The organism is Pseudomonas sp. B21-021 (assembly GCF_024749205.1).
Classification (GTDB): domain Bacteria; phylum Pseudomonadota; class Gammaproteobacteria; order Pseudomonadales; family Pseudomonadaceae; genus Aquipseudomonas; species Aquipseudomonas paraglycinae.
Genome location: NZ_CP087192.1, coordinates 2450939 through 2475761, shown reverse-complemented (window position 1 = coordinate 2475761; position 24823 = coordinate 2450939). Strand labels below are relative to the sequence as shown.

General features: G+C 61.9%; 26 protein-coding genes. 12 read left to right on the top strand and 14 right to left on the bottom strand.

Annotated elements, in window-relative coordinates:
* Positions 1-5 precede the first annotated feature (5 nt).
* From LOY31_RS11060 to LOY31_RS11045, 4 genes are all read right to left on the bottom strand, one after another.
* Positions 6-959, bottom strand: a complete 954-nt coding sequence (locus tag LOY31_RS11060; protein WP_258713243.1) for a class I SAM-dependent methyltransferase — start codon at positions 957-959, stop codon at positions 6-8.
* Between the two features lie 11 nt (positions 960-970).
* Complete coding sequence (locus LOY31_RS11055) at positions 971-2347, bottom strand: iron-containing redox enzyme family protein (RefSeq protein ID WP_258713242.1); 1377 nt, start codon at positions 2345-2347, stop codon at positions 971-973.
* Between the two features lie 167 nt (positions 2348-2514).
* Positions 2515-3240 carry a tellurite resistance TerB family protein gene (locus tag LOY31_RS11050; protein ID WP_258713241.1) on the bottom strand — a complete coding sequence of 242 codons (726 nt, stop codon included), beginning with the start codon at positions 3238-3240 and terminating at the stop codon, positions 2515-2517.
* A gap of 92 nt (positions 3241-3332) precedes the next feature.
* On the bottom strand, positions 3333-4067 hold the full coding sequence (locus LOY31_RS11045; protein ID WP_179695568.1) for a GntR family transcriptional regulator: 735 nt from the start codon (positions 4065-4067) through the stop codon (positions 3333-3335).
* 117 nt (positions 4068-4184) lie between these two features.
* Between LOY31_RS11045 and LOY31_RS11040 the strand changes: the two genes are divergently transcribed.
* The 3 genes from LOY31_RS11040 (at position 4185) to pcsA (ending at position 7825) form a co-directional block, all read left to right on the top strand.
* Positions 4185-5540, top strand: coding sequence for an adenylosuccinate lyase family protein (locus LOY31_RS11040; RefSeq protein ID WP_221535111.1), 1356 nt, complete (start codon positions 4185-4187; stop codon positions 5538-5540).
* 70 nt (positions 5541-5610) lie between these two features.
* Entirely contained in the window at positions 5611-6912 is a 1302-nt protein-coding gene (locus LOY31_RS11035) for a cation:dicarboxylate symporter family transporter (RefSeq protein WP_221535110.1), read from the top strand.
* A 190-nt stretch (positions 6913-7102) separates the two neighbouring features.
* A complete protein-coding gene (gene pcsA, locus LOY31_RS11030; RefSeq protein WP_115079921.1) occupies positions 7103-7825 on the top strand; it encodes a phosphatidylcholine synthase in 723 nt (240 codons plus the stop codon).
* A 110-nt stretch (positions 7826-7935) separates the two neighbouring features.
* Here the strand turns inward: pcsA and LOY31_RS11025 are convergent, their stop codons facing one another.
* Both LOY31_RS11025 and LOY31_RS11020 read right to left on the bottom strand, forming a co-directional pair.
* The gene (locus LOY31_RS11025; protein WP_007957178.1) at positions 7936-8748 is read right to left on the bottom strand and encodes a class I SAM-dependent methyltransferase; all 813 of its coding nucleotides are present in this window, start codon (positions 8746-8748) and stop codon (positions 7936-7938) included.
* A 25-nt stretch (positions 8749-8773) separates the two neighbouring features.
* Entirely contained in the window at positions 8774-9046 is a 273-nt protein-coding gene (locus tag LOY31_RS11020; protein ID WP_007957179.1) for a DUF4242 domain-containing protein, read from the bottom strand.
* Positions 9047-9275: 229 nt separating this feature from the next.
* On the opposite strand from LOY31_RS11020, the gene LOY31_RS11015 reads away from it, so the two are divergent.
* Complete coding sequence (locus tag LOY31_RS11015; protein ID WP_221535108.1) at positions 9276-9737, top strand: GNAT family N-acetyltransferase; 462 nt, start codon at positions 9276-9278, stop codon at positions 9735-9737.
* Positions 9738-9755: 18 nt separating this feature from the next.
* Here LOY31_RS11015 and LOY31_RS11010 read toward each other — a convergent pair whose 3' ends face one another.
* The 3 genes from LOY31_RS11010 to LOY31_RS11000 all read right to left on the bottom strand — a co-directional run bounded on the left by LOY31_RS11010 (position 9756) and on the right by LOY31_RS11000 (position 11685).
* Positions 9756-10970 carry a cytochrome c biogenesis protein DipZ gene (locus LOY31_RS11010; RefSeq protein WP_221535107.1) on the bottom strand — a complete coding sequence of 405 codons (1215 nt, stop codon included), beginning with the start codon at positions 10968-10970 and terminating at the stop codon, positions 9756-9758.
* A gap of 77 nt (positions 10971-11047) precedes the next feature.
* On the bottom strand, positions 11048-11386 hold the full coding sequence (locus tag LOY31_RS11005; protein ID WP_221535106.1) for a hypothetical protein: 339 nt from the start codon (positions 11384-11386) through the stop codon (positions 11048-11050).
* 29 nt (positions 11387-11415) lie between these two features.
* Positions 11416-11685 carry a DUF2790 domain-containing protein gene (locus tag LOY31_RS11000; protein ID WP_007956290.1) on the bottom strand — a complete coding sequence of 90 codons (270 nt, stop codon included), beginning with the start codon at positions 11683-11685 and terminating at the stop codon, positions 11416-11418.
* Between the two features lie 306 nt (positions 11686-11991).
* Between LOY31_RS11000 and LOY31_RS10995 the strand changes: the two genes are divergently transcribed.
* Positions 11992-12732 (top strand): response regulator, encoded by a 741-nt coding sequence (locus LOY31_RS10995; protein WP_085607563.1) that lies wholly within the window; start codon positions 11992-11994, stop codon positions 12730-12732.
* Complete coding sequence (locus LOY31_RS10990; RefSeq protein ID WP_258713240.1) at positions 12729-14036, top strand: ATP-binding protein; 1308 nt, start codon at positions 12729-12731, stop codon at positions 14034-14036. Before LOY31_RS10995 ends, LOY31_RS10990 begins: the two co-directional genes overlap by 4 nt.
* Positions 14037-14177: 141 nt before the next feature.
* On the opposite strand, the gene LOY31_RS10985 is transcribed toward LOY31_RS10990, so the two are convergent.
* From LOY31_RS10985 to LOY31_RS10975, 3 genes are all read right to left on the bottom strand, one after another.
* Complete coding sequence (locus tag LOY31_RS10985; protein ID WP_221535104.1) at positions 14178-14927, bottom strand: DUF2063 domain-containing protein; 750 nt, start codon at positions 14925-14927, stop codon at positions 14178-14180.
* Positions 14920-15759: a DUF692 domain-containing protein gene (locus tag LOY31_RS10980; RefSeq protein ID WP_221535103.1), complete on the bottom strand. Its 840-nt coding sequence runs from the start codon at positions 15757-15759 to the stop codon at positions 14920-14922. Before LOY31_RS10980 ends, LOY31_RS10985 begins: the two co-directional genes overlap by 8 nt.
* 358 nt (positions 15760-16117) lie before the next feature.
* On the bottom strand, positions 16118-16651 hold the full coding sequence (locus LOY31_RS10975; RefSeq protein ID WP_221535102.1) for a hypothetical protein: 534 nt from the start codon (positions 16649-16651) through the stop codon (positions 16118-16120).
* A 608-nt stretch (positions 16652-17259) separates the two neighbouring features.
* On the opposite strand from LOY31_RS10975, the gene LOY31_RS10970 reads away from it, so the two are divergent.
* Together LOY31_RS10970 and LOY31_RS10965 are read left to right on the top strand one after the other, a co-directional pair.
* Positions 17260-18306, top strand: coding sequence for a class I SAM-dependent methyltransferase (locus tag LOY31_RS10970; protein ID WP_085607571.1), 1047 nt, complete (start codon positions 17260-17262; stop codon positions 18304-18306).
* Between the two features lie 80 nt (positions 18307-18386).
* The gene (locus LOY31_RS10965) at positions 18387-19229 is read left to right on the top strand and encodes an NAD-dependent protein deacetylase (RefSeq protein WP_221535101.1); all 843 of its coding nucleotides are present in this window, start codon (positions 18387-18389) and stop codon (positions 19227-19229) included.
* A gap of 10 nt (positions 19230-19239) precedes the next feature.
* Here LOY31_RS10965 and LOY31_RS10960 read toward each other — a convergent pair whose 3' ends face one another.
* Positions 19240-20118 (bottom strand): LysR family transcriptional regulator, encoded by an 879-nt coding sequence (locus LOY31_RS10960; RefSeq protein WP_258713239.1) that lies wholly within the window; start codon positions 20116-20118, stop codon positions 19240-19242.
* Between the two features lie 284 nt (positions 20119-20402).
* On the opposite strand from LOY31_RS10960, the gene LOY31_RS10955 reads away from it, so the two are divergent.
* From LOY31_RS10955 to LOY31_RS10945, 3 genes are read left to right on the top strand one after another with little or no spacing between them, the layout of a single operon-like run.
* Entirely contained in the window at positions 20403-21101 is a 699-nt protein-coding gene (locus LOY31_RS10955) for a CoA transferase subunit A (RefSeq protein ID WP_007956274.1), read from the top strand.
* Between the two features lie 24 nt (positions 21102-21125).
* Positions 21126-21791: a CoA transferase subunit B gene (locus tag LOY31_RS10950; RefSeq protein ID WP_007956272.1), complete on the top strand. Its 666-nt coding sequence runs from the start codon at positions 21126-21128 to the stop codon at positions 21789-21791.
* Positions 21792-21802: 11 nt separating this feature from the next.
* Positions 21803-22984: an acetyl-CoA C-acetyltransferase gene (locus tag LOY31_RS10945; protein ID WP_007956270.1), complete on the top strand. Its 1182-nt coding sequence runs from the start codon at positions 21803-21805 to the stop codon at positions 22982-22984.
* Between the two features lie 180 nt (positions 22985-23164).
* Here the strand turns inward: LOY31_RS10945 and LOY31_RS10940 are convergent, their stop codons facing one another.
* The gene (locus tag LOY31_RS10940) at positions 23165-23863 is read right to left on the bottom strand and encodes an NADPH-dependent F420 reductase (RefSeq protein WP_408980468.1); all 699 of its coding nucleotides are present in this window, start codon (positions 23861-23863) and stop codon (positions 23165-23167) included.
* A gap of 18 nt (positions 23864-23881) precedes the next feature.
* Here LOY31_RS10940 and LOY31_RS10935 point away from each other — a divergent pair, with 18 nt between their 5' ends.
* Positions 23882-24772 (top strand): LysR family transcriptional regulator, encoded by an 891-nt coding sequence (locus LOY31_RS10935; protein ID WP_221535114.1) that lies wholly within the window; start codon positions 23882-23884, stop codon positions 24770-24772.
* The last annotated feature ends 51 nt before the right edge of the window (positions 24773-24823 follow it).

The window sequence follows — 24823 nt, the reverse complement described above, 5'->3', positions numbered from 1 at the left end:
TTGTTTCAGCCTGTTCGAGTCACCGTCAGTGCGACCACGGCAATCCGGTCGACGCGCTGATAGCCTGGATTCAGCAACTCTTCACCAAACACATCGGGATCGAGTTCGCGGTAGGTCCAGCCGAAGCGTTTTTCATCCAGCCGTGGCACTACGGTATCGAGGAAGGGATCGCGGCCATCGACCATCGCCACACCGGTATAAAGCACCAGCGAGCCGCCGAGAGTCAGGCGATTGAGCGCCTGTTCGACGATCCGCAGCGACAGGCCCGCCCCCAGCGTCCCGCCACCGTGGCGGTAAGCTCGCCCGGCCGGATCGGCCATGTACGGCGGGTTGGCGACGATCAGGTCGAATTCACCGTCCACGCCTTGCAATACATCACTAGCGCGCACCTCGACGTTGGCCACTTCGGCCAGCGCCGCGTTGATCGTGGTCAGGCGCAAAGCGGCGGGGTTGATATCCACCGCCAGCACTTGCGCTTCTCGCCTGGCACGGCCAATCAGGATCGCGCCCACTCCGGCGCCGCAACCGATGTCCACCGCACGGTGGATGGGCGCAAAGTTCTGCTGCAAATGGCTGTGGATCAGTTGAGCAAAGCGATAGGTGTCCGGGCCGAAGAACACCGAATCGGCCGCATCGGTGGGAAATCCGGAATGCACGAAAAGCAGGTCATCCAGGCTCGACCAGCGCACCCGGCTCTTCAAGCGCCCGTCGAACTCATCGATCACCTGGGCTTCCTGCAATTGCCGCTGTTCATCGGCAGACAGCAGGCCCGGTTCGAACGGCCGCGACCATCCGAACACATCCCGGAGACAATCTGCAGCCTGCCCTTCGTCGCGCTGGTTGACCCGTTGATGGGTCAGCGGCGTCGGGGTGATGAAACGATAGCCGTCGGCCTGCAAGCGCCGCCCCAGTTGCAGCAGCACGAGATCGTTGGCAGACAGTTGTTCTTCCTGATTCATTGATGACTTCCTTAGCGCAGGCCGGATTTGAGTTGGATGAATCGGCGAGTGGCGAGCAGCCCGGCCGGATGTGCATGGCGTGCCGGTGCGAGCCAAGGGATCAACGTTGCGATTTGGGTGTGAGCGTCCTGCCCTTGCAGTGCCGCATTCAGGCGCTGCACATCGGGGTCCTGTTCGGGCACCTCGATCGGTGCAGGGTCCGAGGGGCGGCGGCGGAACGCGACGGGTTTGTCTGCAGAAACCCAGTCGCCGGCAATCCAGTCGTGAACCAGTTGCTTTTCATAGGCGCTGAACACGCCGAACATCGCCGCACCATCGCCATCGATCAATTGCCAAAAGCGGCTGCCCTGCGGATCTTCGTTGCGCTTGATCCAGCCCTTGTCTTGCAAGGCTTGCAGGAACCCGGGCAACTGCTGCGGATCGGCCAGCCATTGATTGACGGTCTTGCCTTCGAAGCGGCAATAGTCGGAGTGCATGTGTTGAGCGAACGGACACTTGCGCTCAAGCATCGCCAACAGTTCGCGCTCCAGATCGAACCCCTCGATGATTGCGCGGCTACCCTGCCCCAGGTCATTGAGCCGATAGCCCAGCGATACCCGCCGCAGGAAATCGCTGCGATCGGCTTCCAGAGGCAGCAGATCGAGAACGGCCTGAACGGCTTTTTGCGCATGACCGGTGCTGGCGTTGTCGATGGTCACGTGCAGGGTGAAATAGTAAGGATCGATCCCCAGCTCACTCAGCTCGTAACTGCTGATCAGCAGGTGCAAGGGCAGTTGCTCGTAACCCAGGTTGTAACCGATCACCTCCGGCAGAAAATCCATGCCGCCGGCACCGAGGGCCAATTGCAGCGCGCCTTGCAGATAGCGTTCGTCGGGCAGCGGGCTGCCGGACTCCAGACCGTGTTCGGCGAGCAATTGCCGGTAGATCACCACGTGATTCTGCGCCGGATTGCCCTCGCCCAGTTCTTCCAGATAAGTGCTGATCAGGCTGCTGAAGCGCGGATCGCGCCACTGTCCGAGCAAGCCGTAGAGCCAGGCGCCATCGACCAGTTTGGTCGGCGCCACCGCTTGCAGGAAATACAGCGCATGAGCCTTGCAACTGAAGAACTGCCGTGCGCCCCCAGCCTTGCGTTGTTGCAGGTAGTCGGCGTATTGCCGGGCGACATCGGCACAGTGCTCGGCCACCCAGGCATGCCACTGCGCCGGGTCCGATGGCAGCTCATCCTTCAACTGCGCGGCTTGCAGCAGTTGATCTTCCAGAAAGGCGCGCGCCAGCGGCTGCGGATGTTCGTCGGCTAAAAGTGCTTCATGGATACACCGCAACTCAGTCAGAGAGTCGAGCGGACGCGATGGGGCGTGGGCAGCTTGCAGGTGAGTCAGGACAGTCATGGCAATATTCTCGATCGATTGGCAGGACGCTCAGTCACTCGCCTCTAATGAAGCAGAGAGGCTTGGCGCGTCAAAAATTCAATCGGCTTGAAAATTGCCCTGACGGACGGAGCCTTCGGCTCGCTCCTTGCTTGAACGGAACGGTCGAAGGCTGTGAGGTGAGAGGGTCAGGCCGTGCCCTTGGCCTGCTGCTCGAGGTGAACCTGCAACTCGGGGTCGATCTGCAACGCCGCCGCCAGTTCATCCAGATAATTGCGTTCGGCGTCCTGCTGATCGTCCACCAGCATCACGCTGGCCAGGTACATTTCGGCGGCCATGGCTGGATCGTTCTGCGCCGCCTGGGCCACTTCTGTGGGATCCAGCGGTTTGGCGACTTCGTCGTCGAGCCATTGCTGCAGGTTCGGGTCATTGGTGTGCTTGCCGATTTCGCTGCTGATCAGGTGTTTTTCCGACTCGTCGATCCGACCGTCAGCCTTGGCCGCCGCGATCAATGCCCGCAGGACAGCGTGGCTGTGTTCTTCGACTTGCGGGCCGGACAACAGGTCCGCAGTCTGCGGAGTTTGCTGCGGCGCGGCGGACGCCTGGCTGCGTTGCCAGGCTTGATACGCCTGGAAAGCCATCATGCCCAGCGAGGCCAGCGCCGCGTAATTGGTCCCGCCGGAACGACGCTGCGTCCCGCCGCCCAGCGCCCCGCCACCGCCGAGCAATCCGCCAAGCAACCCGCCCAGGCCACCCAGCCCTCCGGCAGGAGAACCACCGCCACTGCCGCCGCCCAGCAGACCGCCGAGCAACCCGCCAAGCCCACCCGCTCCCCCGCCGGCCGACGCGCCACCTTGTTGTCCCGCCGAGGCCTGGCCTCGCAGCAGTTGTTCGAGCAGATCACTGGTGTTCATGACGTCGTCCTCAGGCAAAGGGGTATGACTGCGTCAGGCAACGATAGTCCTCTTGATGCGATGTGCCAGCACCGTTGGGCTGACGCCCGGCATCAACCCGGACTCTTTTCCCGGCGCATCTGTGTCACCAGCGTGAAGCGGTCTTCGGGGTGCGTGGTTTCCGATACCACCATCAGGGCGCCGTCCTCGTCACGGTACTGGCGAATGATGTTCAGCCCCGGCGACCCGGCTTCGGCGTTGAGGCTTTTGGCGATCTCCGGGCTCAGCAACACCGCGCGCACCTGTTGGTCGACCACGTCGATGTGCCGGCCGAAATGGCGCTCGATCAGGGCGGCGATCAGTTCGTCCGGATGCTGTTCGGCCAGCTCGATGACCTCGGCATAGGTTTCCTGCGCGTAGACGTCGGTCCAGCACAGCGGCGCCCGCCGGTTCTGCTCGTCGACGCGAATGCTCGACACGCAAAAATAATGCTCCCCCGGCTCCATGCCCAGGCGTCGGGCCTGGGCGATGTCGGCGACAAAACGGGAGACGTTCTGAATGCTGCGCATCTGGGTTTCCGCCAGGTGCACCAGGTCGGACACCGAGGCCAGCGACTGCGAGTACCCGCCCTTGGGCGAGATGGACTCGACGCGGGTGCCGACCCGCTTGCGCCGCGAGACCAGCCCCTGATTCTGCAACTGCGTAATGGCCGCCCGCACAGTGTGCCGGCTCACGTCGTACAGCTCGCACAGTTCGAACTCGGTCGGCAGCAACGATCCGAGCGGATAGCGACCGCTGGAGATGCCCTCCATCAAGTCTTTTGCAACGACCGCATAGCGCGTGTTCATACCTTTCATCAGTCCCGATGGTTAAGCGAGTTGACAGTGTATCAGCGAGGGCGCAAGAATTATGTACGGACATAATAAATATGTCCGATCAATAACAAACATATTCAGGATTCCCTCATGTCCAGCACTGTCTTCGACTCCGCCCTGTTCCGCGACATGTTCGGCACCGCCGAGATGCGCAGCGTGTTTTCCGACCAAGCCCTGATCGAACGCTACATTGAAGTGGAAGTCGCCCTGGCCCGGGCCGAAGCGCGCTGCGGCGTGATCCCGGCGGCTGCCGCCGAACAGATTGCCGAGCTGGCGACCTATGCCTCGCTCGATCTGGCATTGATGCAGCACGAGACCGAAATCGTCGGTTACCCGATCCTGCCGCTGGTGGAGCAGCTGTCGAAAACCTGCGGTGAAGCCGGCCGTTACGTGCACTGGGGCGCAACTACCCAGGACATCATGGACACCGCCGTCGTCCTGCAAGTCCGCGCCGCGCTGGCCATCGTCGAGCGCGACATTCAAGCGGTGCGCGGCTTGCTCGCCGACCTTGCCAAGCGCTATCGCGACACGCCAATGGCCGGCCGCACGCATTTGCAGCACGCACTGCCGATCACCTTCGGCTACAAGTGCGCGGTGTGGCTGAGCATGTTCGACCGCCACGCCGAACGTCTGGTGGAACTGCGTCCACGGGTGGAAATCGGCCAGTTCGCCGGCGCGGCGGGCACCCTCGCCTCCCTTGGCGACAAAGGCCTGGAAGTGCAGGAAGCGCTGATGGCCGAACTGGGCCTGGGCGTGCCACAAGCCACCTGGCACGTCGCCCGCGATGGTCTGGCGGAAACCCTGAACTTCCTCGGTCTGGTCACCGGCTCGCTGGGCAAGATTGCCCTCGACGTCATGATGATGATGACCAGCGAACTGGGTGAAGTGTACGAGCCGTTCGTCAAGGGCCGTGGCGCCAGCAGCACCATGCCGCAAAAGCGCAATCCGATTTCCTGCGAGCTGATGTATGCCGCTGCCAAAGGCGTGCGCCAGCAGGCGGGTCTGATGCTCGACGCGATGATTCAGGACTTCGAGCGCTCCACCGGCCCATGGCAAGCCGAATGGATCGCCATCCCGGAAGCCTTCGCCCTCAGCGCTGCCTCGCTGGGTCAGGCGAAGTTCATGCTCGCCGGCCTTGAAGTGTGCACCGAGCGCATGCGCAAAAACCTCGACATGACCCAAGGACTGATCGTCGCTGAAGCCGTAATGATGGGGCTGGCGCCGGCACTCGGTCGTCAGGTTGCGCATGACGTGGTCTATGCCGCCTGCCGCATGGCCAACGATCAGGGCACCAGCCTGCTCGACGCGCTGCTGGCCCAGGGTGAAGCCACCGCGCAACTGGATGTCGAGGAACTCAAGCGCCTGACCGATCCGGCCAACTACATCGGCCTTGCGCCGCAGATGGTCGACATCGCCCTGGCGCGTGAGGGTTCGGTCAAACGCTGATCCTCACCGGGCTCGCCGCGCGCGAGCCCTCTGCCCATCGCTCGCCAATAACAACAACGAGACCGCAGACATGACCACCCCCGACAAGAAGCCGCTGTACAAGGACCTGACCTTTCAGGTGATCGCCGCCATGCTGCTGGGGATTGCCTTTGGCTTTCTGGCGCCGGAACTGGCGGCCAGTTTCAAGATTCTCGGCGACATCTTCCTCAAGCTGATCAAGACCGCCGTGGCACCACTGGTGTTCTTCACCGTGGTCCACGGCATCGCCTCGGCCGGCGATATCAAACGCGTGGGCAAAGTCGGCCTGCGTGCGCTGATTTACTTCGAAGTGGTGTCGACCATTGCCCTGGCCATCGGCCTGCTCTGGGGCAACCTGCTGAACATCGGCTCCGGCATGCACGACGCTCACCCGAGCAGCGCCACCGCCGCAGCCGCCAGTGCCGCCGTCGCCAAGGGCCATGCCCCGGCGTCGACTCTGGACTTCATCTACGGGATTTTCCCGGACAACTTCGTCGGCGCCTTTGCCGGCGGGCAATTGCTGCAAGTGCTGGTGATTTCGGTGCTGTTCGGCTTCGCCCTGCTGGCGCTGAAACCGGAACGTCGCAGCGTGATCGAGGATGGCCTGAGCCGGGTCTCGGAGTGCTTCTTCGAGTTCATCAACCTGATCATGAAGTTCGCTCCGCTCGGCGCGTTCGGTTCGGTGGCGTACGCGGTTGGCAGCAACGGCTCGGCGGTGCTGATGTCGCTGGCCAATCTGGTGCTGATGTTCTATGTCGGCGTGGCGTTTTTCATCTTTGTCGTACTGGGTGCGGTCTGCCGTATTTCCGGGTTCAGCCTGTGGCGGTTCCTCAAGTACATCAAGGATGAGATTTTCATCGTGCTCGGCACCGCTTCATCGGAAAGCGCCCTGCCGCGCCTGCTGCAAAAACTCGAGAAGTTCGGTTGCTCGAAACAGAGCGTCGGTCTGGTGTTGCCCACCGGTTATGCGTTCAACCTCGACGGCACCTCCATTTACATGTCGTTGTGCGTGCTGTTTATCGCCAATGCCTACGGGGTGCCGATGAGCTGGGAACAACAACTGGGTACCATCGCGATCATGCTGGTGACCTCCAAAGGCGCGGCGGCGGTGTCCGGTGGCAGCTTCGTGGTGTTCGCCGCGACCGTCACAGCGATTGGCGTACTGCCGGTGGAAGGTCTGGCGCTGCTGTTCGGCGTCTACCGCTTCATGTCGATGGCCATTGCCACCTGCAACACCATCGGCAATAGCGTGGCCACCGTGGTGGTGTCGAAGTGGTCGGGGGAGTTCACCGAGCAGACCGCCAAGGCTGAATACAACCGGGTGTTCGGGCGCAGTCCGGAAGCCGCGCTCTGACGGTTACCGATGTCACATAAAAATGCCCCGGCCCTGCCGGGGTATTTTTTTCAGGGCCAGCTAATCTTCAAGAATGGGTGAACCTTGACCCGGCCCGACCGGTCGATAGCTGCAACCCCGACCCGGTTAGTCGCCACCCTTGCTGCCCAAGGGTTTATGCGGCTTGCTGCACTTTCTGGAGAACGCCTTCGTGATATCGACCGTCCACATCGCCAGGCTCAAGGCCTGGGGCGCCCATGGTTTCACCGCGACCGGCGTGGTCACCGCTTTTCTGGCCACCCTTGCCCTGCTGGAAAACCAGCCGACCCACTGCCTGATGTGGCTGGGCGTGGCGCTGATCGTCGACGGCCTCGACGGGGCGCTGGCGCGCAAGGTCAACGTGCAGTCGGTGCTGCCGAGTTTCGACGGATCGATCCTCGATCTGGTGATCGATTACCTGACCTACGTGTTCATCCCGGCGCTGTTCATCTATCGCTACATTCCCCTGCCCGATTACACCCTGCTGCTGACCGTGTCGCTGATTCTGGTGTCGTCGCTGTTCTGCTTCTGCAACGTCAACATGAAGAGCAAGGACAACTACTTCGTCGGCTTCCCTGCTGCCTGGAACGTAGTTGCGTTGTGTCTGTACATCATCGATCCGGGGCCGTGGATCACCTTTCTGACGGTGATTGGCCTGGCGCTGCTGACCGTGACCCGAATGAAGTTTTTGCACCCGTTCCGGGTACGCCGGTTCATGCCGATCAACATTGCGGTGACGGCGATCTGGCTGCTGTGCAGTCTGTCGCTGGTGCTGAACCACCCGGTGATCAACCCGCTGGTGATGGGCCTTTGGCTGCTGGCGTCGGCGTACTTCCTCGGCATCTGCATCTGGCGCACGGCGCTGGAGTGGTTTGACAGTGCGCATCTGAAATAGAGGCCCGTCGGGGTCCTGTGGGAGCGAGCTTGCTCGCGAATGCGGCGTGTCAGCCAACAGAGATGTTGAATGTCAGTCTGCATTCGCGAGCAAGCTCGCTCCCACAATGGCTAACGCTTAGTAATCACCACCTCCAGATACTCACTCGGCAGCACCATCGATTCCGCCCCCGCCCGATTCAGTCCGTCGATCAGTTGCGTCAAATCCCCTTCCAGCGCCTGCCCGCTCTCCGGCGGCAACGCCGCGAACGCCTTGTGCACCGGACCGTACCAGTGGCGAAACACATCAATGAAGTGCGCCGCCGAGCGATAGCGGAAGTTGAAGTGGCGGCGAGTCACCTGCACCTGGAACTGGCGATCGTCGAAATGCGAATGCAGCCAGGCTTCCGCGCCCCAGTTCGAGGGCGGTTGCGCACCGGGTGGCGGCGGCAGATGCCGGCCGAGGGTCTTGAACATCTGGCCGACGAAGCCTTCCGGCGTCCAGTTGGCCAGGCCGATCCGCCCGCCACGACGACAGACCCGCGCCAGTTCCTTGGCCGCCTTGGCCTGATCCGGGGCGAACATCACGCCGAAGGTCGACAACACCGCGTCGAAACTGGAATCGGCAAACGGCAGCGCTTCGGCATCGGCGACCTGAAAGGTCACGTCCAGATGCTCGGCGCGCGCCCGGTCCTGGCCGCGTTCCAGCAACGCCGCGACATAGTCGGTGGACGTCACCAGACAACCACGGCGTGCCGCCGCCAGCGTGGCATTGCCGTTGCCGGCGGCGACATCCAGCACTTCTTCATCGCAGCGCAGGTCGCAGGCTTCGGCGAGGGTTTCGCCGACGATCTGCAAGGTGGTGCCGATCACGGCGTAGTCGCCGCTGGCCCAGGCGACTTTCTGGCGTTCCTTCAGGGCAGTGAGATCAATGGGGGTACTCATGAATGGGTGCTCCGCGGCAGAGGGGTCAATCGGCGGTGGTCGGGTCGATGATGCTCGTCACCCGAGACACGCTGTTGGCTGGAAATCCCCCACGCTTGGCGTGTTCGCGCACCAGCTCTTCGTTGGGTGCGATGTACACGCAGTAGATCTTGTCGGCCGTCACATAACTCTGCAGCCACTGCACCTCTGGCCCGAGTTCACGCAGTACGTTGCAGGACGTTTGCGATACGGCTTTGAGTTCTTGCTCCGATAGCTTTCCGGCTCCTGGAATCTCGCGTTCAATCACGAACTTCGGCATGGCAACCTCGCTTTCTTTTTATGGATGTCAGGGCCGTGGCGGCCCTGCTCGCCCACTATCGCGCGGGCGCTGTCCGGCGTCCCTGCCAATCGTCCGGAGAGCCTGTAAAACCGGGCGCTGGCCGATGAATGGCGGGATTATGTAAAGGCCCCGAAACACTGTCGGGGGGTTGCCAACGCGCCGGCTGATCGGCTCTCATGCAGGCCCTCCCCCGGAACGGAATTCGATCATGTCCTTGCGCTTCGAATGGCTCGCCGATCACATGCAGCACAGCGACACTTACGCGGCATGGATCCATCAACAGTTTCATTACGAATATGCCGAGCAACCCCTGGCCGAATGGCAGCGCGAATTTGCCGAGGGCCAGACCAATGGCGACTGGCGTTGCCTGATTGCGCTGGACGGGGATCGACTGCTGGGCGGTGCGGCACTGGCCCGGGCGGACCTTGCCCTTCGACCGGATCTGGGACCGTGGCTGGCCTGTGTGCTGGTCAGCCCTGAGTCACGCGGCCAGGGTCTGGCAGAAAGGCTGATCGAGGGAATTACTGAAGAAGCGAAACACCGGGGCCTGCCGCGTTTCTACCTGCACACCCAGAGCAAACAGGACTATTACGCCAAACGCGGCTGGACGGTGCTGGAGCGTTTTCACGCCTGGGGCAACGAACAATGGCTCATGGTGCGCGACCTGTGAGCCATTGAGTTTTGCGGTTTACGCAGCGGGCGCCTTGGCCTCTTTGAGCAGCTGTTGAATCATCTGCTCCTGCGCCTGATAACTGCCTTCGCCGAAGTGGGTGTAACGCACCTGCCCCTTGGCGTCGACCAGGTAATGCGCCGGCCAGTACTGGTTATCGAAGTTGCGCCAGATCGCGTAGTTGTTGTCGATGGCCACCGGGTAGGTGATGCCGAGCTTCTTCACCTGATCCTTGACGTTGTCGATGATCCGCTCGTAGCCGTATTCCGGGGTGTGCACGCCGATCACCACTAGGCCGTCCTTGCCGTACTTCTTCTCCCACTCCTTCACATACGGCAGTGTGTGCTGGCAGTTGATGCAGTCGTAGGTCCAGAAGTCCACCAGCACCACTTTGCCGCGCAGGGACTCAGCCGTCAGTTCCGGCGAGTTCAGCCACTGCACCGCGCCGGACAGCGACGGCATCGCGCCTTTGCCGGCTTCGTCTTCGGTCGAGTCCGCACGGACTTTGCTGACGAAGTAGTCCACCACCTTCGGCACGTTTTCCAGCACGCTTTTCTCGACCGACGCCACGCCTTGGGACGAGGTGTTGGCCAGCAGCAGATTATCGGCACCGGTGGCGATCACCGCCGCCGTCGCCAGCACCGCGACACCCGCACCGCGACGGAACCAGCCGGTGAACGGAATCGACGGTTTCAGCCGGTTGACCAGCCCGCGACCGGCGAAGATCAGCGTCCCCAGCGACAACGCACTGCCCGCACCGTAGGCCAGCAGCAACAGGCTGGTCTGGGCGTTGGCGCCTTGCAGCATGGCGCCGGTAAGGATCACGCCGAGGATCGGCCCGGCGCACGGCGCCCACAACAGACCGGTGGCGACACCAATCATGATCGACGCCATCGGGCCGGCTTTTTTCCGGCTGTCCGGGTCGAGGCGATTGCCCAGCAGCACGAAGGGCCGGGCCAGCCAGTCACCGATACGGGCGGAAATCAGCGACAGCGCAAACAGCACCATCACCGCCAGCGCAATGTGGCGACCGGTGTTGCTGGCCTGGATCACCCACTCGCTGCTGACCACCGCCAGACTGGAGATCAGGGCAAAGGTCAGGGCCATGCCGCCGAGGGTCAGCAGGATCGAAGAACGGGTGCGGTCGGCACCGGCGAACAGAAACGGCACCACCGGCAGAATGCACGGACTGAGGACAGTCAACAGACCGCCCAGGAAAGCGATGAGAAACATGAGGTTCACCTTTTGAATGAGGGGTGGTCTGTTGAGTGGTTCGGGGGCCGCCCGTTACGGGCAGCACCCTTCAATCCTCAAGCCGTCTGGTTCTCCAGCCATTGGCTTTGCGGCGTACGGCTGGCACCGTTTTCAGCCACCATCTGGCCTTGCGGCGTATGGCTGGAACCGTCGGCGGCCAGTGTCTGGCCCTGTGGCGTGCGGCTGGAGCCGTCGGCAGCCAGTGTTTGGCCTTGTGGCGTACGACTGGAACCGTCGGCGGCGATCAGGCCGTCGCTGCCCGGCTTGGCCACTGGAGCCAGTTGGAAGCAGGTGCTGCTGCCACAGCTGTTCTGTTCGACAGCGGCGTTGGCGTGGGCCGCGACGCCGGCGAGGGAGAAGGCAACAGCGGTCAGATAGCGCGATACGTTGTTCATGGCGATGTTCCTTTTATAGAGGTGGGTAATCAGTTGTCTTCGTTGCAGCCGTCGGCGAATTTGCGGTAGTCGAGCACCTGGGTCTTGCCGGCCGAGTCGAGGTAGGTCAGGCGGGCGTCGACGATGCCGCAGGTCATCGAGTTGTCCTGTTTCAGCGACACCACTTTCTGGATGTCCAGGTGGCTGCCGTAGGAGTAGGTTTGCGGGGTGACATCGGCTTCGGCGCGGGCCGACAGGGTGCAGATGTTCAAAGCGGCAAACAGGCAAGCGGCAGCGATCGATTTGGTCTTGGTGTTCATGGCGTTTTCCTCGGGGCTTCAATGGTTGAATCGTTGATTTGGCCGAGGCGTTCTGTGTGTGCCTCGATGGAGCTCATTTAAAGCTCGCGAGGTATCGCGCATGTGTCGGCAAATGCCGTGTATAAATCGCTACGTATCCGCACGCGCCCGGGATACACAGCGATACAAAACCCTGTAAAAATCCGCTTTTTGCGTCGGCGTGTATCCGTCACAGCGCTGGATACACTGCAATACAAAGGCAGGCAGGCGGCCTCGCGCAGGCTCGATAGACTGCCCGGCAATCCCCTTTGATTGAGGTTTGGCCCCATGGAACATGTCGATCACATCCTGATCGTCGACGACGACCGCGAGATTCGCGAACTGGTCGGCAATTACCTGAAGAAGAACGGCCTGCGCACCACAGTGGTTGCCGATGGCCGGCAGATGCGCAGTTTTCTGGAAGCCAACACCGTCGACCTGATCGTGCTCGACATCATGATGCCCGGCGACGACGGCTTGCTGCTGTGCCGCGAATTACGCTCGGGCAAACACAGGGCCACGCCGATCCTGATGCTCACCGCGCGCAACGATGAAACCGACCGCATCCTCGGTCTGGAAATGGGCGCCGACGACTACCTGACCAAACCCTTCGCCGCACGCGAGCTGCTCGCGCGGATCAATGCCGTGCTGCGGCGCACACGGATGCTGCCGCCGAATCTGGTGGTCACCGAAAGCGGTCGGCTGCTGGCGTTCGGTCGCTGGCAGCTCGACACGTCGGCCCGGCATCTGCTGGACACCGACGGCACCATGGTCGCGCTCAGTGGCGCGGAATACCGTTTGTTGCGGGTGTTCCTCGACCATCCGCAACGGGTGCTGAGCCGCGATCAGTTGCTCAACCTGACCCAGGGCCGCGACGCCGATCTGTTCGACCGTTCCATCGATCTGCTGGTCAGCCGTCTGCGCCAGCGCCTGCTGGATGACGCCCGCGAACCGGCCTACATCAAGACCGTGCGCAGCGAAGGCTATGTGTTTTCGCTGCCGGTCGAAGTCCTCGGAGCCCCCGCATGAATGTCGCCCTGCGCTGGCCGCGCACCCTCGCCTCCCGCTTGTCGCTGATTTTCCTGATCGGCCTGATCCTCGCTCAGGCGCTGTCGTTCGGCGCGCAATATTACGAGCGCTACGAAAGCGCGAAGAACACCATGCTCGGCAACCTCGAAACCGACGTCTCGACCTCGATTGCCATCCTCGACCGCCTGCCCGCCGAAGAGCGCCCGATGTGGCTCAAGCGCCTGGCCCGCAAGAATTACGGCTATCTGCTGAGCGAGGGTGAACCGGGCACACCGCTGGATCCGCAGGACGTGCCGATTGCCGTCACCTCGATTACCGATGCAATTGGCGAGGCCTATCCGCTGACGTTCACCGACATTCCCGGCCCGAAAAAACACTTTCAGGGCCACCTGCGCCTGAGCGACGGCAGCCCGGTGACCATCGATGTGCGTCCGTCGATGGTGCCGCTGTCGCCGTGGCTGCCGGTGGTGTTGCTCGGACAACTGGCGCTGATGCTCGCCTGCACCTGGCTGGCGGTGCGCATCGCCATCCGCCCCCTCACCCGCCTCGCCAACGCGGTGGAAACCCTCGACCCCAACGCCCACCCGATCAACCTCGACGAAAAAGGCCCGAATGAAGTGGCCTACGCCGCCCGCGCCTTCAACTCGATGCAGGCGCGCATCGCCGCGTACCTGAAAGAGCGCATGCAACTGCTGGCGGCGATCTCCCACGACCTGCAAACCCCGATCACCCGCATGAAACTGCGGGCGGAGTTCATGGACGATTCGGCCGAGAAAGACAAACTGTGGAACGACCTCGGCGAGATGGAACATCTGGTGCGCGAAGGCGTGGCCTATGCCCGCAGCATCCACGGCTCGACCGAGGAAAGCCGACGCACCAATCTGGATTCGTTCCTCGACAGCCTGGTGTTCGACTATCAGGACATGGGCAAGGAAGTGCAATTGAGCGGCAAGAGTGAGGCGGTCATCGACACCCGCCCCCACGCGTTGCGCCGGGTGCTGGTCAACCTGACCGACAACGCGCTGAAGTTCGCGGGGGCTGCCGAGTTGCTGATTCAACGGGACAAGAACGGCCTTTCGATCAAGGTCATGGATCGCGGCCCGGGCATCGCCGAAGAAGAACTGGCCCAGGTGATGGAGCCGTTCTACCGCGTGGAAAACTCTCGTAACCGCAGCACTGGCGGCACCGGGCTGGGGCTGGCGATTGCCCAGCAACTGGCGATGGCGCTGGGCGGTTCGCTGAATCTGAGCAACCGTGAAGGTGGCGGGTTTTGTGCGGAGCTGAAGTTACCCCTGCACACCTAAACCAAACATAAATTCCTGTGGGAGCGGGCTTGCCCGCGAAGGCGTCTGTTCAGTCGATGAATACATTGACTGTACCGGCCTCTTCGTCGGATCGCCGCCCGGACCAAGCCCGCTCCCACAGGATTTGCGGTGTTTGCGAAATCAGGTAATGCCTAACACACCGTCCTCATGCATCTGCCGCAACAACGCCAGACCGCTGTCCATGAACGATGCCGTTACCGGCAAACCCGCCTCCATCGCCAGCCCTTCCAGTTGTTCATGACCGTTCAGCGCAGGGAACTCGCCAATGCGCTGCAACAACCGCCAGGCCAGCGGACTCAGCTCGGAAAACTTCACGTTCCAGTCCGTCGTGCGCCGTACCAACAAAAGCGTCGGCTGGGCTGGTGGCGTGGCCGGTTGATGATCCGGCCCCAGCATCTGCACCGGCCAGGTGTACGCCAACGGCCAGGCCAGTGCCGAAACCTGCAACGACCGCTCCAGCAACTGCGCCGGATCGCTCGCGGGCAAGGCTTCGGCGTCGGACTGCTGCAACACCATTTCCACCCATTCGTAATGCGCCAACTCCACCAGAAAAGCCGGCCATTTAATGTCGCCCAATACGGCCGGCTCCGAGGCGAGGTAACCGACGAACTCCTCAGCGATCTCGCCGAATTTCGGCGTCTGCGCGCGGTAGTCCCGCAGGAAACCGCGGATCAACGTGCGCCAGCGTTCCTGGCCGATGATCCGGATCAGCACCGGAAACGTACCGCCCAGCAGTTGCGAGACATTGTTGAACACCAGGTCGCGATAGACATTGACCCGCGCCGCGTTCATGTCAGCCGGCGGCGCTTCATGGTCTGGATCGCGCAAATAGCGGGTCAACGCCTGTTGTTGCAGCAGAAGATTATCCACGCGAGCCTCCTTCGGCTTGCAGGCGGCGGATGGTTTGCAACTCGGCCACCAGTTCAGAAAACGCCGGGAAATTGAAATCCCGTTCCAGCAAGGTTGGCTGCGCACCGAATCGGCCATAAGCGTCGGCCAGCAACGACCAGACCACCGGTTTGACCGAGGCACCATGGGTGTCGATCTTCAACGTGTCGGACTCGTCGAAATGCCCCGCCACGTGCATCCCGACCACCCGGCCCGGCTCGATGGCAGCCAGAAATGTCTGCGGATCGAAACCGTGGTTGATCGAATTGACGTAGACGTTGTTGACGTCCAGCAGCAGATCGCAATCGGCCTCGCGCAGCACGGCGTTGGTGAAGGTCACTTCGTCCATGTCCTGCCGGGGCGCGGCGTAGTAGGAAACGTTTTCCACCGCCAGCCGCCGGCCGAGAATGTCCTGGGCCTGGCGGATCCGCGCGGCGACGTGGTGTACCGCCTCTTCGGTGAACGGCAACGGCAGCAGGTCGTAGAGGTGACCGTCGTCGCTGCAATAACTCAGGTGCTCGCTGTACAGCGGCACCTTGTGATGATCGAGAAAGGCCCGCACTTCCCGGAGAAAACCGACGTCCAGCGGCGCCGAGCCACCGAGCGACAACGACAATCCGTGGCAGGACAACGGATACCGCTCGGCCAGCTCACGCAACGCGGCGCCATGGGCACCGCCGACGCCGATCCAGTTTTCCGGGGCGACTTCCAGAAAATCGAAATCGCCGGTGCGGGCGGCTTGCAGGTCTTTCATCAGGCCGCGACGCAGGCCGAGGCCGACGCTGGCCTGCAAGGTGGGGTGGGGAATCTGCATGGGCAAGATCTCTGCTGAGGAGCCGCCGGGTGTGGCGACTGACAGGCTCAGTTAAACCGGCGGGTGTATCGCGGCTATGTGGCCAATGCGCGGGAAGTGGCGGGTTTTGTATCGGCGGTGAGTCTGTACACAGTGGGATACAGAACTGCTGCCTTCTTAGCGAACGGCGAGTTACGAATTCATTGACGTATTCGCCGGTTTTCGTTAGCTTTGCCCCCATCGAAGCGACTGACCAGATGAGATTGAGCGCTTCCCAGCAGCGAGAGCTGTAACCGCGCAAGGCGGTTCGCAAGTGGTGTCTGGATCTGCTTTACCGAATCGAAAAAGGCGCCTTTGGCGCCTTTTTTCGTTTCTGGGGTCAGCGTTTGGTGGAGGTCGGTTGACGAAGGTAGACCTTACCGCACAGCAGCATAAATCCCATTTTCCCGAATAGCCTGGGCGGCTTTTCAGTCTGGTGGTAGGCGCTTTCCACGACCAGATTGAGATCTTGCGGCTTCCCTTCTGCAGCACGGCGTAACTCAAAAAAGACATGGTAGGGCCCGCTCGGATCCTCAATCGTGATGGAGTACGCCCAGTTTCGCATCGCCGCCGTTTCACGGACCTTCGCCTGTGGATGATTCAACGCCTTGATCACTGGCGGCAGTGACAGTGAAAGGCGGTAGCGGATCATGCAAAAGGTACGCTGGCGCTGGGCATGGTCGAGCAGGATTGGCTCTTCAGCCGGATGTAAAGTTTGATCGTAACCCTTGCTGAAACAATGATTCGTAAAAGTGACATGCACGCGTAAATCACGCTTCGCCAATTGGCTCTGAATCGTGAATGTAAAGGGTTCGAGATGAGAAAGGTTGTACGTCAATCCGCCTATGCACAGCGGTGGAAAGTAGGCGGTCAATTCGCTCTCCGTTGCATCCAATGCATTAATTTATTGCTGCGCTTTGGCTCACGTTCACCATTGGTGAGTAACTCGGCAAGAAGACAGAGCTCATACCTTGTAGCGGGGACGGTTTCTCGGCGGATGCAATCAGTCTGTGCGAGGAAGTGGCTTCGGACTTCGCAGATAAACAAAGACTTCAGCACTCAAAAGTCCTTGCCTCGACCGAGTCGATTCAGAATATGGGATAGCGTCACGTCGAAGGTGTAGGCAACGTCTGCGTGTTGCGTAAGGAAGTGCGCCTATCGTGCTTTTCAGCAGACGTCGTCTTGCTGGCCTTTCTTTCAGCGCAGGCGTCCCCGTCAAAAAAAGCGCTGGAACTGGCCTTCGATCTGCCGGCCTTGTTAGGGCGTATCCACGCACCGTCGCGATACACAACGATTCACAGCCTCGAAATCAACGCAACCCGCTCCCACCGGCGCCAACAGCGGCTAGACTCAATCAGTACCCAGTCGAGGGGGACGCAGGACAGCAGTGTCGCCCTGCCCGTTTCCACGACCACCGCCCGGTGGTGAATGCCTCGACCCCCAACGCCACCGGACTGTGATCCTGTCAAAGGAGCACATGAAATGGACGAGGCCAGACTCAACGAATTCATGGGCAAACTGGTCAACGACATGGGCGGCGCGGCGATGCTGGCCAATGTCATTGTCGGCGAAGAACTCGGCCTGTATCGGGCGATGGCCGACAGCCAGCCGGTCAGCCCCGAATCCCTCGCAGCAAAAACCACCTGCAACCCGCGACTGGTGCGCGAATGGCTGAGCGCCCACGCGGCGTCCGGCTACATGGAACACCACGACGGCAAGTTTCGTCTGCCGGAAGAACAGGCGCTGGCCCTGGCCAAGGAAGATTCGCCGGTGTACGTGGCCGGCGGCCTCGGGGTGGTGGCGTCGTTTTTCCATGACAAGGACAAACTGGTCAAAGCCATGCGCGGCAACGGCGCCCTGCCCTGGGGCGATCACCATCCGTGCATGTTCACCGGCACCGAACGATTCTTCCGCCCCGGCTACAAGGGGCATTTGATCGCCGAGTGGCTGCCGGCGCTGGACGGTGTGGTGGCCAAACTCGAAGAAGGCGCCAAGGTCGCCGACATCGGCTGCGGTCACGGTGCGTCCACGGTGATCATGGCTCAGGCCTATCCCAACTCGCGGTTCGTCGGCTTCGACTATCACGCGCCTTCGATCACCGTCGCCACCCAACGGGCCGAAGAAGGCGGCGTTAGCAGTCGCGCGCGGTTCTTCCAGGGCACCGCGAAAAGCTATCCCGGCGATGACTATGACCTGATCTGCTATTTCGACTGCCTGCACGACATGGGCGATCCGGTCGGCGCTGCCAAACATGCCTTTGAATCCCTGAAAGACGACGGCACCGTGCTGCTGGTCGAGCCGTTTGCCAACGACACCCTGGACGAAAACATCACGCCGGTCGGGCGCTTGTTCTATGCCGCGTCGACGTTCATCTGCACGCCAAACTCGCTGTCCCAGGAAGTGGGACTCGGTCTCGGTGCGCAGGCGGGCGAGTCGCGCTTGCGCAAAGTGTTTACCGAAGCGGGCTTCAAACACTTCCGGCGGGCGACGCAGACGCCGTTCAACCTGATTCTGGAGGCTCGCAAGTAACCTCGGCAGCGGACGCCTCTGAAAAGAGGCGTCCGTCGGTGCTAACCTGCAAGGCACTTACAGCCTGCGGAGCGCTGATCATGCTCGACCGTCCCCTCCCCGACCCGCTCGACTATCTGCAACAGGTCATGGCCGACGGCGACTTCATTGTGCTGACCGGCGCCGGCATCAGCACGCCGTCAGGCATCCCGGATTATCGCGACACTGACGGCGTACGCCGTGGCCGGCAGCCGATGATGTACCAGGAATTCCTCGCCGCCCCGGAATCGCGCCGCCGCTATTGGGCCCGGGCCATGCTCGGCTGGCCGCGCGTACGTCAGGCGCGGCCGAACGCCGCCCATGAGGCGCTGGCCAGTCTGCAAAGCCACGGGCGGATTGGCGGCCTGATTACCCAGAATGTCGACACCCTGCACGATCAGGCTGGCAGTCACGACGTCATCGAGCTGCACGGCAGCCTGCACCGGGTGCTGTGTCTGGATTGCGGCCAGCGCAGCGAGCGGGATTCGATTCAGCACTTGATGGAAACGCAGAATCCATATCTGGCGGGTGTCGATGCCGTGCAGGCACCGGACGGCGACACCCTGCTCGACCCGGCCTTCGAGGCACGCTTTCAGGTGCCGCATTGCCCGCATTGCGCTGGCGAGCGGATGAAACCGGATGTGGTGTTTTTTGGTGAGAACGTGGCGCAGCCGACAGCGGCGCGGGCCATGGCGCTGGCGGAAAATGCCGCCGGGATGCTGGTGGTCGGTTCGTCGCTGATGGCGTATTCGGCGTTTCGCCTGTGCCGGGTGATTGCGGATCGGGGCAAGCCGCTGATTGCGATCAATCTGGGGAAGACGCGGGCGGATGAGTTGCTGGATTTGAAGATTGAAGCGTCCTGCGAACAGCTATTGCCGCTACTGACACAACGCCTGACTTCGTGACCTCCCAAAGTCAGTGCTCAGCCTTGAGAATGTCAAAAAGCGCCTGCGCCGCCGCCGACAATTCATTCCCCGGATCCGTCAGCACGCCAATCGCCCGCTCCACCACCGGCTCGTGCAAGGTCAGGCAATGCGCGCCCAGTTCGCGCATCTGCCCGGCACACAACGCCGGCACCGCACTCACGCCCAGCCCGCTCGCCACCATCCGCCCGACCGTCGCCAGTTGATGGCTTTCAAATTCCACCGGCAGTTTCATCCCTCGGGCCTGCAAGTGTTCTTCCAGCATCACCCGAACCGTGGATGGTCGTTGCAGGGTGATGAACGGTTCCTGCAACAAGGTCTGCCAATCAATGTCGCTCCGGGTGGCCAGCGGCGAATCCTGCGGCACGACGGCGACGAAGCGATCCCGGTAAAGCGGCGTGAAGGTCAGCGAGGTGCTCTGCATCGGCTCGAAGGCCACGCCGAGTTCCACCTGACGATCGCGGACCATTTCCAGCACTTGCTCGTTGATCACGTCGTTGACCGTGACGTTGACGTTCGGATAACGCGCGCGGAAGGTCTTGAGGATCGGCGGCAGCAGGTTGCCGGCAAACGATGGCATCGCCGCCAGCGTCACCCGCCCGCGCTGAAGGCTGAAGCGCTGGCGCATTTCGTCTTCGGCGTTGTCCCAGTCGGCGATCAGGCGCCGGGCCAGCGGCAGCAGCGATTCGCCCTCCGGGGTCAACGCCACGTTGCGCGTGTTGCGGCTGAACAGGCGCCCGCCCAGGTCTTCTTCCAGCGCCTTGATGGTCAGGCTCAGCGCCGATTGCGAGAGGTGCAGGCGCTCGCAGGCCACGGCGAAGCTCAGGCTCTGGGCCACGGCAAGAAAGGCGCGGATCTGCTTGATGGTCATGAACGATTCACTCAAGGGACTAAGCTGAACACCTCATTGATCGTTCCCACGTCGAGGCGTCGAACCGTCTGCGTGGTAACGCAGCCCGTGACGCTCCGCGTCACTGGGACGCGGAGCGTCCCTAGAGGCATTCCCACGCAGAGCGTGGGAACGATCAACGAGGTTAATTATTGAGCTTTATCAATCAATCAACCTTAAAAATCAACTTAACAAATATATCCTTCAGCGCGACACTCCAGTCATTCGGCTAGCCAGCCGCCCGACAAACAATAAAAGAGGTGCATATGGCAGGTTTCGACAAGCGCGTGTATTCCTACGAGGAAGCCATGGCAGGTCTTGAAGACGGCATGACCGTGATCGCCGGCGGCTTCGGCCTGTGCGGCATTCCGGAAAACCTGATCGCCGAGATCAAGCGCAAGGGCACCCGCGACCTCACCGTCGTCTCCAACAACTGCGGCGTTGATGGCTTCGGCCTCGGCGTGCTGCTGACCGACCGCCAGATCAGCAAGGTGGTCGCCTCCTACGTCGGCGAAAACAAACTGTTCGAAGAGCAACTGCTCAAAGGCGACATCGAAGTCGTCCTGACTCCGCAAGGCACCCTCGCCGAAAAAATGCGCGCAGGCGGCGCCGGCATCCCGGCCTTTTTCACCGCAACCGGCGTCGGCACTCCGGTTGCCGAAGGCAAGGAAGTGCGTGAATTCCACGGTCGCAAGTACCTGATGGAAGAGTCCATCACCGGCGACTTCGCCATCGTCAAAGGCTGGAAAGCCGACCACTTCGGCAACGTCATCTACCGCCACACCGCCCAGAACTTCAACCCGCTGGCCGCCACCGCCGGCAAGATCACCGTGGTCGAAGTCGAAGAAATCGTCGAACCCGGCGAGCTGGATCCGGCACACATCCACACGCCCGGCATCTACGTCGACCGGGTCATTTGCGGCACGTTCGAAAAACGCATCGAACAACGCACCATCCGCAAATAATCCAGGCTGACGGAGAACAAGAACATGGCACTTACCCGCGAACAAATGGCTCAACGCGTCGCCCGCGAAATGCAGGACGGCTACTACGTGAACCTCGGCATCGGCATTCCGACCCTGGTCGCCAACTACATCCCCGAAGGCATGGAAGTCATGCTGCAATCGGAAAACGGCCTGCTCGGCATGGGCCCTTTCCCGACTGAAGACACCATCGATGCCGACATGATCAACGCCGGCAAGCAGACCGTGACCGCGCGTATCGGCGCTTCGATCTTCAGCTCTGCCGAATCCTTCGCAATGATCCGTGGCGGTCATGTCGACCTGACCGTACTTGGCGCCTTCGAAGTGGACGTGCAAGGCAACATCGCCTCATGGATGATCCCCGGCAAACTGGTCAAGGGCATGGGCGGTGCGATGGACCTCGTAGCCGGCGCCGACAACATCATCGTCATCATGACCCACGCCTCCAAGGACGGTGAGTCCAAGTTGCTGAGCCAGTGCAGCCTGCCGCTGACCGGCGCCGGCTGCATCAAGCGCGTCCTGACCGACCTTGCGTACCTGGAAATCGAAAATGGCGCTTTTGTCCTCAAGGAACGCGCACCTGGCGTCAGCGTCGAGGAAATCGTCGCCAAAACCGCTGGTAAACTGATCGTCCCGGATCACGTACCGGAAATGCAGTTCGCTGCCGAGTGAGGAATTCGAAAATGCAAGACGTCGTCATTGTTGCCGCCACGCGTACCGCGATCGGCAGTTTCCAGGGATCGCTGGCCACCGTCTCCGCCGTGGATCTGGGCGCAGCGGTCATCCGCCAGTTGCTTGAGCAGACCGGTCTGGACGGTGCTCAGGTCGATGAAGTGATCATGGGCCAGGTGCTGACCGCCGGCGCCGGCCAGAACCCGGCGCGCCAGTCGGCGATCAAGGCCGGCCTGCCGCACGCCGTACCGGCCATGACCCTGAACAAGGTTTGCGGCTCGGGCCTCAAGGCCCTGCACCTCGGCGCCCAGGCGATCCGTTGCGGCGACGCGGACGTGATCATCGCCGGCGGCCAGGAAAACATGAGTCTGGCCAACTACGTCATGCCGGGCGCGCGCACCGGCCTGCGCATGGGTCACGCGCAAATCGTCGACACCATGATCAGCGATGGCCTGTGGGATGCGTTCAACGATTACCACATGGGCATCACCGCCGAAAACCTGGTCGAGAAGTACGAGATCAGCCGCGAGCAGCAGGACGCCTTCGCTGCCGCGTCGCAACAGAAAGCCGCCGCTGCCATCGAGGCCGGCCGGTTTGTCGATGAAATCACCCCGATCCTGATCCCGCAGCGCAAAGGCGATCCGGTGGCGTTCAAGGTTGACGAGCAGCCACGCGGCGACACCACCGCCGAATCCCTGGCCAAACTGCGTCCGGCTTTCAAGAAGGACGGCAGCGTCACCGCTGGCAACGCCTCTTCGCTGAACGACGGCGCGGCTGCGGTCATTCTGATGAGCGCCGAAAAAGCCAAGGCCCTGGGCCTGCCGGTACTGGCGAAAATCGCTGCCTACGCCAACGCCGGCGTTGACCCGGCGATCATGGGCATCGGCCCGGTGTCGGCCACTCGTCGCTGCCTGGACAAGGCCGGCTGGAGCATCGGCCAGCTCGATCTGATCGAAGCCAACGAAGCCTTCGCCGCGCAATCGCTGGCGGTGGCCAAGGATCTGCAATGGGATCTGGACAAGGTCAACGTCAACGGCGGCGCCATCGCTCTCGGTCACCCGATCGGTGCATCGGGCTGCCGTGTGCTGGTGACTTTGCTGCATGAAATGATCAAGCGTGATGCGAAAAAGGGTCTGGCGACCCTGTGCATCGGCGGCGGTCAAGGCGTGGCCCTGGCGCTGGAACGCGCTTAAACGCAAAGAGCAATAACAGACAGCGGGTGGATCCACGACATCCGCTCGCTGTCTGCCGCAAAAAAACTGTGGGAGCGAGCTTGCTCGCGATGACGGCGGCACAGTCAACATTATTGTTGAATGTAAAGCCACTTTCGCGAGCAAGCTCGCTCCCACTTTGGTTTGAGTTCAGCAATCGAATCAGGCGAACTTCACCAGATTCAGCACCGGCAACGGCCCGCCCGGGAACTGCACCAGTCGCGCACCCACGCTTAACTCGCCCAGATCGATACCGAAGAAGCCGAGCTGATCGATCAGCGTACCCACTTCAGCCTTGGCTTGCGCATCATCCCCGGACAGGAACAACACACGCTTGCCGCCCTCCGACGCCGGATCCGCTTCCAGCAAACGCGCCAGCAAGTGGTTGAACGCCTTGACCACCCGCGCGCCCGGCACCCATTCGGCGAACACTTCGCTGGACGGCCGCCCCTGCAAGTCCACCGGTTTGAACGACGGCGCTTCAATCGAGTTGTTGGCGTCGATGACGATCCGCCCGCCGAAGTCCGGCAGCCCGGCCAGTGCCGTCGGCAATTTCGACCAGTTCACCGCGACCAGCACAATGTCCTGGGCGGCGGCTTCTTCACGGGTAACGGCGCGGGCGGTCGGGCCGAGTTCTGCGACCAGTTCGGCCAGGGTCTCCGGCCCGCGACTGTTGGCGATGACCAACGGGGTGCCCTGACGCGACAAGGCTTTGGCAAACGCTGAACCGATGGCGCCGGCGCCGATGATTCCGATAGTGCTCATGGTGTTCTCCTCAAAGTGGGGTAAGACTCGAAACGAATCTTGCGCTTGCCATTCCCACTTGATTAGCCGGTAATGCCTTAAATGATCTTCAAGCATCGCTATCAGGTCGAACCTATGGAAACCCTTGCCAATCTGGAATCTTTCGTCCGCAGCGCCGAGACCGGCAGTTTCTCCGCCGCCGCACGGTTGCTGGCGCTAACCCCGGCGGCGGTCAGTCGCAACGTGGCGATTCTTGAACGCAACCTCGGCGTGCGGCTGTTTCAGCGCTCGACCCGCAAGCTGTCGCTGACCGAGGCCGGTGAAGGTTTTCTGGCGAGCATCGGCGGCAATCTCGATGCCTTGCAGGCCGCGATTGCGACGGTGGCGACCGAGCGCGGCGAGCCGGCGGGCGTGCTCAAGGTCAGCCTGCCGCCGACGTTCGGCATCGATCACATGCTGCCGCTGCTGCCGGAGTTTCTGGCGCGCTATCCGCTGATTCGCCCGGAATGGCACTTCGAGAATCGTCAGGTGGATTTGATCGCCGAGGGCTACGACGTGGCGATCGGCGGCGGATTCGAACTGACGCCCGGCGTGGTCGCCCGGCCATTGTCGTCCGCCGAAGTGCTCGCGGTGGCGTCGCCGGCGTATCTGGCCGGACGTGCCCTGCCGCAACATCCGGCTGATCTCGCCGATCACCACGGCATCGTCATGCGCGGCCTGCGCACCGGGCGCCTGCGCCAATGGCAGATGCACAACGAAACCGGCGAACAGGCCAGCGCCCTGCTCAACCCGAACATCGTGCTGAATGACCCGATGGCCATGCGCACCGCTGCGCTGTTGGGTCTGGGTGTGACGATGCTGGTGCTGCCCGATGTCAGCGCGCAGATCGAACGCGGTGAGCTGGTGCGGCTGCTGCCCGACTGGCAGTGCGATGCCGGGGCGATTTCGCTGTACTACCCGAGCCGCACCTTGCTGCCGGCCAAGACCCGGGTGTTCATTGATTTTGTGGTCGAGGCGTTTGGCTGATGATCGTAATGATCCCTCCCACGCTTCACGCATGATCGTTCCCACGCTCTG

Excerpts from the sequence above, each read along its gene's own strand:
- LOY31_RS11060 (WP_258713243.1), bottom strand. The coding sequence starts at position 959 with ATGAATCAGGAAGAACAACTGTCTGCCAACGATCTCGTGCTGCTGCAA.
- LOY31_RS11055 (WP_258713242.1), bottom strand. The coding sequence starts at position 2,347 with ATGACTGTCCTGACTCACCTGCAAGCTGCCCACGCCCCATCGCGTCCG.
- LOY31_RS11050 (WP_258713241.1), bottom strand. The coding sequence starts at position 3,240 with ATGAACACCAGTGATCTGCTCGAACAACTGCTGCGAGGCCAGGCCTCG.
- LOY31_RS11045 (WP_179695568.1), bottom strand. The coding sequence starts at position 4,067 with ATGAACACGCGCTATGCGGTCGTTGCAAAAGACTTGATGGAGGGCATC.
- LOY31_RS11040 (WP_221535111.1), top strand. The coding sequence starts at position 4,185 with ATGTCCAGCACTGTCTTCGACTCCGCCCTGTTCCGCGACATGTTCGGC.
- LOY31_RS11035 (WP_221535110.1), top strand. The coding sequence starts at position 5,611 with ATGACCACCCCCGACAAGAAGCCGCTGTACAAGGACCTGACCTTTCAG.
- LOY31_RS11025 (WP_007957178.1), bottom strand. The coding sequence starts at position 8,748 with ATGAGTACCCCCATTGATCTCACTGCCCTGAAGGAACGCCAGAAAGTC.
- LOY31_RS11020 (WP_007957179.1), bottom strand. The coding sequence starts at position 9,046 with ATGCCGAAGTTCGTGATTGAACGCGAGATTCCAGGAGCCGGAAAGCTA.
- LOY31_RS11015 (WP_221535108.1), top strand. The coding sequence starts at position 9,276 with ATGTCCTTGCGCTTCGAATGGCTCGCCGATCACATGCAGCACAGCGAC.
- LOY31_RS11010 (WP_221535107.1), bottom strand. The coding sequence starts at position 10,970 with ATGTTTCTCATCGCTTTCCTGGGCGGTCTGTTGACTGTCCTCAGTCCG.
- LOY31_RS11005 (WP_221535106.1), bottom strand. The coding sequence starts at position 11,386 with ATGAACAACGTATCGCGCTATCTGACCGCTGTTGCCTTCTCCCTCGCC.
- LOY31_RS11000 (WP_007956290.1), bottom strand. The coding sequence starts at position 11,685 with ATGAACACCAAGACCAAATCGATCGCTGCCGCTTGCCTGTTTGCCGCT.
- LOY31_RS10995 (WP_085607563.1), top strand. The coding sequence starts at position 11,992 with ATGGAACATGTCGATCACATCCTGATCGTCGACGACGACCGCGAGATT.
- LOY31_RS10990 (WP_258713240.1), top strand. The coding sequence starts at position 12,729 with ATGAATGTCGCCCTGCGCTGGCCGCGCACCCTCGCCTCCCGCTTGTCG.
- LOY31_RS10980 (WP_221535103.1), bottom strand. The coding sequence starts at position 15,759 with ATGCAGATTCCCCACCCCACCTTGCAGGCCAGCGTCGGCCTCGGCCTG.
- LOY31_RS10970 (WP_085607571.1), top strand. The coding sequence starts at position 17,260 with ATGGACGAGGCCAGACTCAACGAATTCATGGGCAAACTGGTCAACGAC.
- LOY31_RS10965 (WP_221535101.1), top strand. The coding sequence starts at position 18,387 with ATGCTCGACCGTCCCCTCCCCGACCCGCTCGACTATCTGCAACAGGTC.
- LOY31_RS10960 (WP_258713239.1), bottom strand. The coding sequence starts at position 20,118 with ATGACCATCAAGCAGATCCGCGCCTTTCTTGCCGTGGCCCAGAGCCTG.
- LOY31_RS10955 (WP_007956274.1), top strand. The coding sequence starts at position 20,403 with ATGGCAGGTTTCGACAAGCGCGTGTATTCCTACGAGGAAGCCATGGCA.
- LOY31_RS10950 (WP_007956272.1), top strand. The coding sequence starts at position 21,126 with ATGGCACTTACCCGCGAACAAATGGCTCAACGCGTCGCCCGCGAAATG.
- LOY31_RS10945 (WP_007956270.1), top strand. The coding sequence starts at position 21,803 with ATGCAAGACGTCGTCATTGTTGCCGCCACGCGTACCGCGATCGGCAGT.
- LOY31_RS10940 (WP_408980468.1), bottom strand. The coding sequence starts at position 23,863 with ATGCTTGAAGATCATTTAAGGCATTACCGGCTAATCAAGTGGGAATGG.
- LOY31_RS10935 (WP_221535114.1), top strand. The coding sequence starts at position 23,882 with ATGGAAACCCTTGCCAATCTGGAATCTTTCGTCCGCAGCGCCGAGACC.